The following is a 7615-nucleotide window of genomic DNA, read 5'->3' on the forward strand; positions in this document are numbered from 1 at the left end:
GGCAAGAGGAAAAGCCAAGAAAGTAGCCCTCGTCGCCTGCATGAGGCGGCTGCTCACTATCATGAACTCAATTTTAAAACATCAAAGAGCTTGGCAATATGTATAAATTAACACAGTTGCTCTCCGTTGACAGAGAGGGGGAGGAAAAAAGGGGAAATGTCCCGGTTATTTGACTTTTACGTTATGGCTTTGAGCTTTGCGTTTTGAGCTTTGCGTTTTTTTGTTTAATTATTCCCACCCATTTGCCCCTTACTTTACACTCCATTATAATAAAATCATGCATGAGGCGAGCATCACGGATAGCCTGCTGTCCCTGGCGCTGGAGAAGGCCAGGGAAGCCAAAGCTCAAAAAATCACCCGCATCAACCTGGTGTTCGGGGAGCTGTCCGGGGTAGTGGGCGAGTGCGTGAAGTTCTACTTCGACGTTATCAGCAAAGATACAGCGGCGGACGGCGCGGAGCTTGCCTGGGAGACGCGCCCCGCCCGCATCCGGTGTCGCAAATGCGATAAAGAGTTCACCCCCATCGACCAGGACTGGACCTGCCCGGACTGCCATGAAATCAGCCTGGAGATAGTGTCCGGCCGGGAATGCTATATGGAAAGTATCGAGGTGGAATAGATGTCCGTTAAAGTAATCACCGTGGGCGAAAAAATACTCGGGGCGAACGAGGTAAAAGCGAAGGAAAATAAAATACGGCTGGACAAACACGGCATCCTGACGGTCAACATCATGTCATCGCCGGGGGCGGGCAAGACCAGCCTGATTCTGAGCACCATCAAGCGGATGAGCCAAGAGGCGCGCATCGCGGTTATCGAGGGGGACGTGGCTTCCAGCGTGGACGCGGAGAAAGTGAACGCGCTGGGCATCCCGGCGGTGCAGATTAACACTAACGGCGGCTGTCACCTGGACGCTTTTATGGTGGCGGACGCGCTGGACAACCTGCCGCTGGCAAAGCTGGACCTGCTCTTCATCGAGAACGTGGGCAACCTCATCTGCCCGAACAACTACAAGCTGGGCGAGGATATCCGGCTGATGATAGCCAGTATGCCGGAAGGCGATGACAAGCCCTATAAATACCCCGCCATGTTCGCCGACAGCGACGTGGTCATCCTGAACAAGACCGACCTCCAGCCCTATCTTGACTTCAACGAAAGCTCTTTCCGCCAGATTGTGACCGGGCTGAACCCGGACGTGACCATCTTCCCGGTATCCTGCAAGGCGGGGTCGGGGATGGACGCCTGGTTCGGCTGGCTGGCGGCGGCGCTGAAAAACAAGCGGGGGAAGTAAGGAGAATTATCTCACCCTTCGACAGGCTCAGGGTGAGCGGATTTTTATAGTCCGAAGCAATATTACGTCGCCCTTCGACGAGCTCAGGGTGAGCGGATAATTGGAATCCAAATAATACGTCCGCTCATGGTGAGCACGTCGAACCATAGCGGGGGAATACAGGAATGAGTTTTTGGGTTTATATCCTTGAGTGCGCCGATAGGAGCTATTATACCGGCCATACGGACGACCTGGAAAAACGTTTAGCCGGGCATGAACAAAAAGTGTTCAAATGCTATACCTCAACCCGGCTCCCGGTTAAATTAGTTTTTTGTGATGAATTTCCAAGTAGAGAAGATGCCTTCGCCAGGGAAAGGCAGATAAAGGGCTGGTCACGGAAAAAGAAGCAGGCGCTAATTAAAAAGGATTGGGATAAACTTGTAAGATTAGCGAGAGGAAAAAAGGCTTCACCCTTCGACAGGCTCAGGGTGAGCGGATTTTTGTAGTCCAGGGGAATATTACGTCACCCTTCGACAGGCTCAGGGTGAGCGGTGTGATATAGTATTTTGTTAATAGTCCCGCTCATGGTGAGCATGTCGAACCAGAACGGGAAAAGGGGGGAAATATCACACTCCGACAGGCTCATGGTGAGCGGAGTTTTGTAGTCCAGGGGAATATTACGTCGCCCTTCGACAAGCTCAGGGTGAGCGGGTGGAAGTATGCAGGAAAAAAACAGAGCAAGCCTGGTACGCGTTAGCGTGCGGGGGGTGGTGCAGGGGGTGGGTTTCCGTCCCTTCGTGTACCAACTGGCGAGCAAAAACGGGCTGCGGGGGTGGGTATGCAATACCTCCGAGGACGTGAAAATCGAGGTGGAGGGGGAGCCGGCCAGCATCGACGCTTTCCTGTCCGGCCTGCGGGAGCAGTCGCCGCCGCTGTCCCACATCGAGGATATTACGGTCACGGCGGGAAAGCCCGCCCGTTACGACAATTTTGAAATCCGCCCCAGCCGGCCGGAAGCAGGCAAGTACCAGCTCGTTTCCCCGGACATCGCCACCTGCCCGGACTGCCTTAAAGAGATTTTCAACCCCGCCGACCGCCGCTACCGCTACGCCTTCACCAACTGCACCAACTGCGGCCCGCGTTTCACCATAATTTCCGATATCCCCTACGACCGACCTAACACCACCATGAGGGAGTTCACCATGTGCCCGGAATGCCGGCGGGAATACGAAAACCCGCTGGACCGCCGCTTTCACGCCCAGCCCAACGCCTGCCCGGCCTGCGGCCCGCGGCTGGAACTGGCGGATGCCAAAGGGCGCGCCATGCCCGGCAAGGACGTGATACAAAAGAGCGCCGAACTGCTGAGAGACGGCAGGATACTGGCGGTAAAGGGGCTAGGAGGCTTCCTGCTGGCCTGCGACGCCACCAATACGGACGCCGTAAACACCCTGCGCCGGCGCAAGAACCGCCCGGCCAAGCCCCTGGCGATAATGGTCGCGGATATGGAGGAAGCCCGGAAATACTGTGCTATAACCAAAGCGGAGGCCGAGCTAATGGCCTCTCCGGGCAGTCCCATCGTGCTGGTAAAGCGCCGGGAAAAATCCGGGCTATCCGAGGCGGTGGCGCCGGGGCTGAAATACCTGGGCGTGATGCTGCCCTACACCCCGCTGCACCACCTGCTGCTGCGGGAGACAGGGCGGCCGCTGGTGATGACCTCCGGCAATATCAGCGAGGAACCAATCGCGCGGGACAACGACGAAGCGCTAAGACGGCTCGGCGGCATTGCGGACTATTTTATCCGGCACAACCGGGGCATCTACGCCCGCTATGACGACAGCGTAATGACCGTGGAAGGCGATATCCCCCGCTTTACGCGGCGGGCGCGGGGCTACGCCCCCTATCCCGTCCGCCTCCCCTATCAAAGCCGTCAGATACTGGGATGCGGGGCGGAGGAAAAGAACACCTTCTGCCTGACGCGGGACAATTACGCCTTCGTGAGCCAGCATATAGGGGACATGGAGAACCTGGAGACGCTGGAACATTATGTCAACACCATCGCCCTGTATAAAAAGCTTTTCCGCATCCAGCCGGAGATTATTGCCTACGATATGCACCCGGAATACCTCCCCACCAGGTACGCCGGGGAGCTGGCGGAAAAAGAAAAGGTGAAACCCGTGCCGGTACAGCACCACCACGCGCACATCGCGTCCTGCCTGGCGGAAAACGGGGTCAGCGGGCGAGTAATCGGGGCAGCGCTGGACGGCACCGGCTACGGCACCGACGGGCATATCTGGGGCGGCGAGTTCCTGGTGGCGGACTTTAAATCTTTCACCCGGGCGGGGCACCTGGAATACCTCCCGCTGGCGGGGGGCGCTTTAGCGATTAAGAAACCCTACCGCACGGCGCTGGGGTATATGACGGCGCTGGACATCCAGCCGGACGAAAGGCTGCCGCTTTTAAAATGGGCGGCTAACGGAGAGTACGAGATTATCCGCGACCAGGTGAAAAAAGGCATCAACGCGCCGCCGACATCCAGCATGGGCAGGCTGTTCGACGCGGCGGCGGCGCTGTCCGGGGTGCGGGGGGTGATAGCGTACGAGGCGCAGGCGGCGATAGATTTGGAGTCGGCGGCTAACGACGCGCCGGGTGAGGAAGGCGCCTATCCCTTTACTTGCGCGGAAGAGGACGGCGTCCACATTATAAAAGTGCACGATTTGATAGCGGCGATAATCAAGGACGTAATAAAAAACACCCCTAAAGCCGCTATAGCCGCCCGGTTCCATAACACCGCGGCGCAAATGATAGCGGAGACCTGCCGCAGGATAGCCGGGCAGACCGGCTTAAAAGAGGTAGCCTTGAGCGGCGGCGTTTTCCAGAACCGGCGGCTTACCGTCAAATCCACAGGCCTGCTTGAAGCGGCGGGCTTTAAGGTTTATACTCACCGTCAGGTGCCCTGTAATGACGGGGGGATATCTTTAGGGCAGGCGGCGGTGGGGAATTTTGCGGAGATATAAGGAAATACTCACCCTTCGACAAGCTCAGGGTGAGCGGGGTTACGGAGTCCCAGGGGTATATTACGGCACCCTTCGACAAGCTCAGGGTGAGCGGAGGTGCGAGGCCAAGATGGAGATTGCCACGTCGCTATGGTTCGACAAGCTCACCATGAGCGTTCCTCACAATGACAACAGTAAATAAAGAGGGGGTAGAAAAGGAGTAAGGCAAATGACGAAAAAGACATTCGGACCACAGCCCTGGCTTATTCCCAACCCCACGGTACTGGTGGGTTCCACGTTTAACGGCAAGCCCAACTTCGCGCCTTTTGCCTGGTGCGGCATCACCGGCGGCGAGCCGCCTACCGTATCCGTGGGGGTGCGGCCGCAGCGGCATACCCTGAAAGGCATTTACCAGAACCTGACCTTCTCCGTGAACATCCCGTCCGTCGACCTGATAAAGGAGACCGACTACTGCGGGATGGTATCCGGCCTGGATACGGACAAAGTAAAGACCTGCGGCTTCAAGGTATTCTACGGCAAACTGCTCGACGCCCCGCTTATCGAGCAGTGCCCGGTCAACCTAGAATGCGAGGTAGCCCACCTGCTGAACCTCGGCTCCCACATCCTCATCGTCGGAAAAATTATAGAGTCGCACGTGACGGAAGATTGCCTTACGGACGGCCAACCGGATATCATGAAGATAAGACCCTTTGTGTACAGTCGGGGTCCCGCCGCCCGCTACAACGCGGTCGGGGAGGTTATCGGGCAGGCTTACGACATCGGCAAAGCGCTGAAAAAATAACCGGGAGTATCGAAATGAAAAAGACCAGGCTGGAACCCATGCCGCTGCTTTTCCCCCACCCCACGGTAATGGTGGGCATAGACGTGGACGGAAGGCCGGACTTCGTGACGGTGGCCTGGGCGACGATAGCCTGCGGCACCCCGCCGTGGATAGCGATAGCGCTCAACCGCGTGCGTCACTCCTTGAAGGGAATCCGCGAGAAAATGGTCTTCTCCGTCAACATCCCCAACACGGCGCTGGTCAAGGAAACGGACTACTGCGGCATCGCCACCGGGGCCAAGCACGATAAAGCCAAAGAGTGCAACTTCAAGGTCTTTTACGGGGACATACCCGGGGCGCCGTACATCGAGCAGTGCCCGCTGAACATAGGGTGCACGGCCGAGCACATTTTGAAGCTGGGCAGCCATTACCTGGTGGCGGGGCCGATTAAAGAGATTTACGCCTCCGACGACTGCCTGACCGACGGCAAGCTGGACGCGGGGAAAATCGACCCGATAGTTTACATGACGTATCCGGGCGGGACCTACCACCGGCTGGGGGAAGTAATCGGCAAGGCTTTCAGCGACGGCAAGCAAATCCGCGATGTGAAGGATGACTGGGAAAGGCAGCTGGCGAAGTAGGGGAAAAGAGACAGTATAGTTCACTCTGCGACCCTCACGCGCTATGGTTCGACCCTCCTACGCTGAAGCTATGAAGGGCAGGCGAGCTCACCATGAGCGCTAAGGAAAGCAGGCAAACCCAGGATGAACGGAATGAGGTAAAAAATGTGTTTAGCCATACCGGCGCTGATACGGTCGGTTAACGGGGAGCAGGCGGTGGCGGACATCGAGGGAGTGACGCGGGAAATCAGCCTCCAGCTTACGCCGGAAGCCAAAGAGGGCGATTACGTGCTGCTGCACACCGGCTACGCCATCAGCATCATCGACCCGGGGGAGGCGGAAGAGACGCTAAAGCTTTTAAGGGAGATGACGGAGGCGGAGTGAGGGACACAACCTTTCCCCCTCGTTCCCCCTCTCCGCTGGCAGAGAGGGGGAGGCTTTTAAGGGCGGGGAAAAGGGGAGGGGAGGAAAACTCCTTCTTATCCCTTTCCGATTCGTTCTTCATACGGAATCTTCGACTTTTTCAAGGAGGGACGCCAATACCCCGAACATAAAAAAGGCAAAACATGGATTCCAGCCCCAGATTGTCATACGGGGCACGGCAGCGCTGGAATGACAGATAGAATTATATGAAATACGTTGAAGAATACCGGGACGCGGAGCTGGGGAAAAAGCTTTTGGAGCGGATACGGCATCGCTCCCGCAAGCCCGCCCGGCTGATGGAGTTCTGCGGCGGGCACACGGTGGCTATTTTCAAGCACGGGCTGCGGCAGCTATTGCCCCCCAACATCCAAATGCTTTCCGGTCCCGGCTGCCCGGTGTGCGTGACCGCCGCCGCGGACCTGGACAAAGCCATGGCGCTGGGCAAACTACCCGGCGTGATTATTACCAGCTTCGGGGATATGATTAGAGTGCCGGGGAGCCGGTCCAGCCTGCAAAAAGCCAAAGCGGAGGGCGCGGACGTGCGCATCGTCTACTCGGCGCAGGACGCTATAGGTATAGCGCGGGACAACCCGGCGAAAACGGTGGTGTTTATCGGCATCGGGTTCGAGACCACCGCCCCCACGATTGCGGCCTCGGTATTGCAGTCGGAAAAAGAACAGATTAAAAACTACTGCGTCCTCTCCCTGCACAAGGTCTGCCCGCCCATCATGAAAGCCATTTTAGACCTGGGCGAGGTGCGGCTGGACGGCATCGTCTGTCCCGGGCACGTCAGCGCCGTGATCGGGTCGCGCCCCTACCAGTTCCTGGCCGACGATTATCATATGGCCTGCGCCGTGGCCGGATTCGAATTCGTGGATATTTTGCTGGCCATAGATTTACTGGTGGAGCAAATCGAAAGCGGGCGGCCGGAGGTGGCGGTACCCTACCGGCGGGGGGTAAAGGAGGGGGGCAACCCGGCGGCGCTAAAGCTGATGGATACCGTCTTTGAGGTCGGGGAGGCGGACTGGCGGGGCATCGGGATAGTGCCGGACAGCGGACTGAAGCTGCGCCAGCGATACGAAAGCTTCGACGCCGAAAAGCGGTTCGACATCAAGGTCAGTCCCGCTCAAGAGCCCAAAGGCTGTATCTGCGGGGCGGTGCTGCGGGGCGTGAACACCCCTAACGACTGCAAGCTTTTCCGCCGGACCTGCACGCCGGAAAATCCTGTGGGGCCGTGCATGGTATCGTCCGAGGGGGCCTGCGCGACCTATTATGAGTATGGAAGTGAAAAGTAGAGAGCTATTTGTTGTCAGTTATTAGTTGTCAGTTATCAGTTATTAGTTCACCATCACCCTGGTACTCTCCCGTCAAGGGAGAGAATAGAAAAGGAAACGGATAGGGGGATATGAACTGCACCCCTAAAGTTGGACAGTATGATATGCTGGAAATAACTTTAGGGGTGTATTTTTATGCCAAAAGGGAAACCGTATACCGGGAAGTTTAAACAAACGGTAGTAGAAGACATCAGGAA

General features: G+C 57.2%; 8 protein-coding genes. All 8 read left to right on the top strand.

The genetic code is table 11. From position 1 onward, the window contains the following. Positions 1-277: 277 nt before the first annotated feature. The 8 genes from hypA to hypD all read left to right on the top strand — a co-directional run bounded on the left by hypA (position 278) and on the right by hypD (position 7379). Complete coding sequence (gene hypA, locus WC370_11240; protein MFA5310036.1) at positions 278-619, top strand: hydrogenase maturation nickel metallochaperone HypA; 342 nt, start codon at positions 278-280, stop codon at positions 617-619. Beyond that, positions 620-1288, top strand: a complete 669-nt coding sequence (hypB, locus tag WC370_11245; GenBank protein MFA5310037.1) for a hydrogenase nickel incorporation protein HypB — start codon at positions 620-622, stop codon at positions 1286-1288. 164 nt (positions 1289-1452) lie between these two features. Beyond that, positions 1453-1773, top strand: a complete 321-nt coding sequence (locus WC370_11250) for a GIY-YIG nuclease family protein (protein MFA5310038.1) — start codon at positions 1453-1455, stop codon at positions 1771-1773. A 213-nt stretch (positions 1774-1986) separates the two neighbouring features. Then, a complete protein-coding gene (gene hypF, locus WC370_11255) occupies positions 1987-4281 on the top strand; it encodes a carbamoyltransferase HypF (GenBank protein ID MFA5310039.1) in 2295 nt (764 codons plus the stop codon). Positions 4282-4489: 208 nt separating this feature from the next. Further along, the gene (locus WC370_11260; protein ID MFA5310040.1) at positions 4490-5062 is read left to right on the top strand and encodes a flavin reductase family protein; all 573 of its coding nucleotides are present in this window, start codon (positions 4490-4492) and stop codon (positions 5060-5062) included. 14 nt (positions 5063-5076) lie between these two features. After that, positions 5077-5682, top strand: a complete 606-nt coding sequence (locus tag WC370_11265; GenBank protein ID MFA5310041.1) for a flavin reductase family protein — start codon at positions 5077-5079, stop codon at positions 5680-5682. Between the two features lie 144 nt (positions 5683-5826). After that, positions 5827-6045, top strand: a complete 219-nt coding sequence (locus WC370_11270; protein MFA5310042.1) for a HypC/HybG/HupF family hydrogenase formation chaperone — start codon at positions 5827-5829, stop codon at positions 6043-6045. A gap of 245 nt (positions 6046-6290) precedes the next feature. Next, positions 6291-7379, top strand: a complete 1089-nt coding sequence (gene hypD, locus WC370_11275) for a hydrogenase formation protein HypD (GenBank protein ID MFA5310043.1) — start codon at positions 6291-6293, stop codon at positions 7377-7379. Positions 7380-7615 lie beyond the last annotated feature (236 nt).

Source organism: Dehalococcoidales bacterium (assembly GCA_041652735.1).
Taxonomy (GTDB): Bacteria; Chloroflexota; Dehalococcoidia; order Dehalococcoidales; family RBG-16-60-22; genus RBG-13-51-18.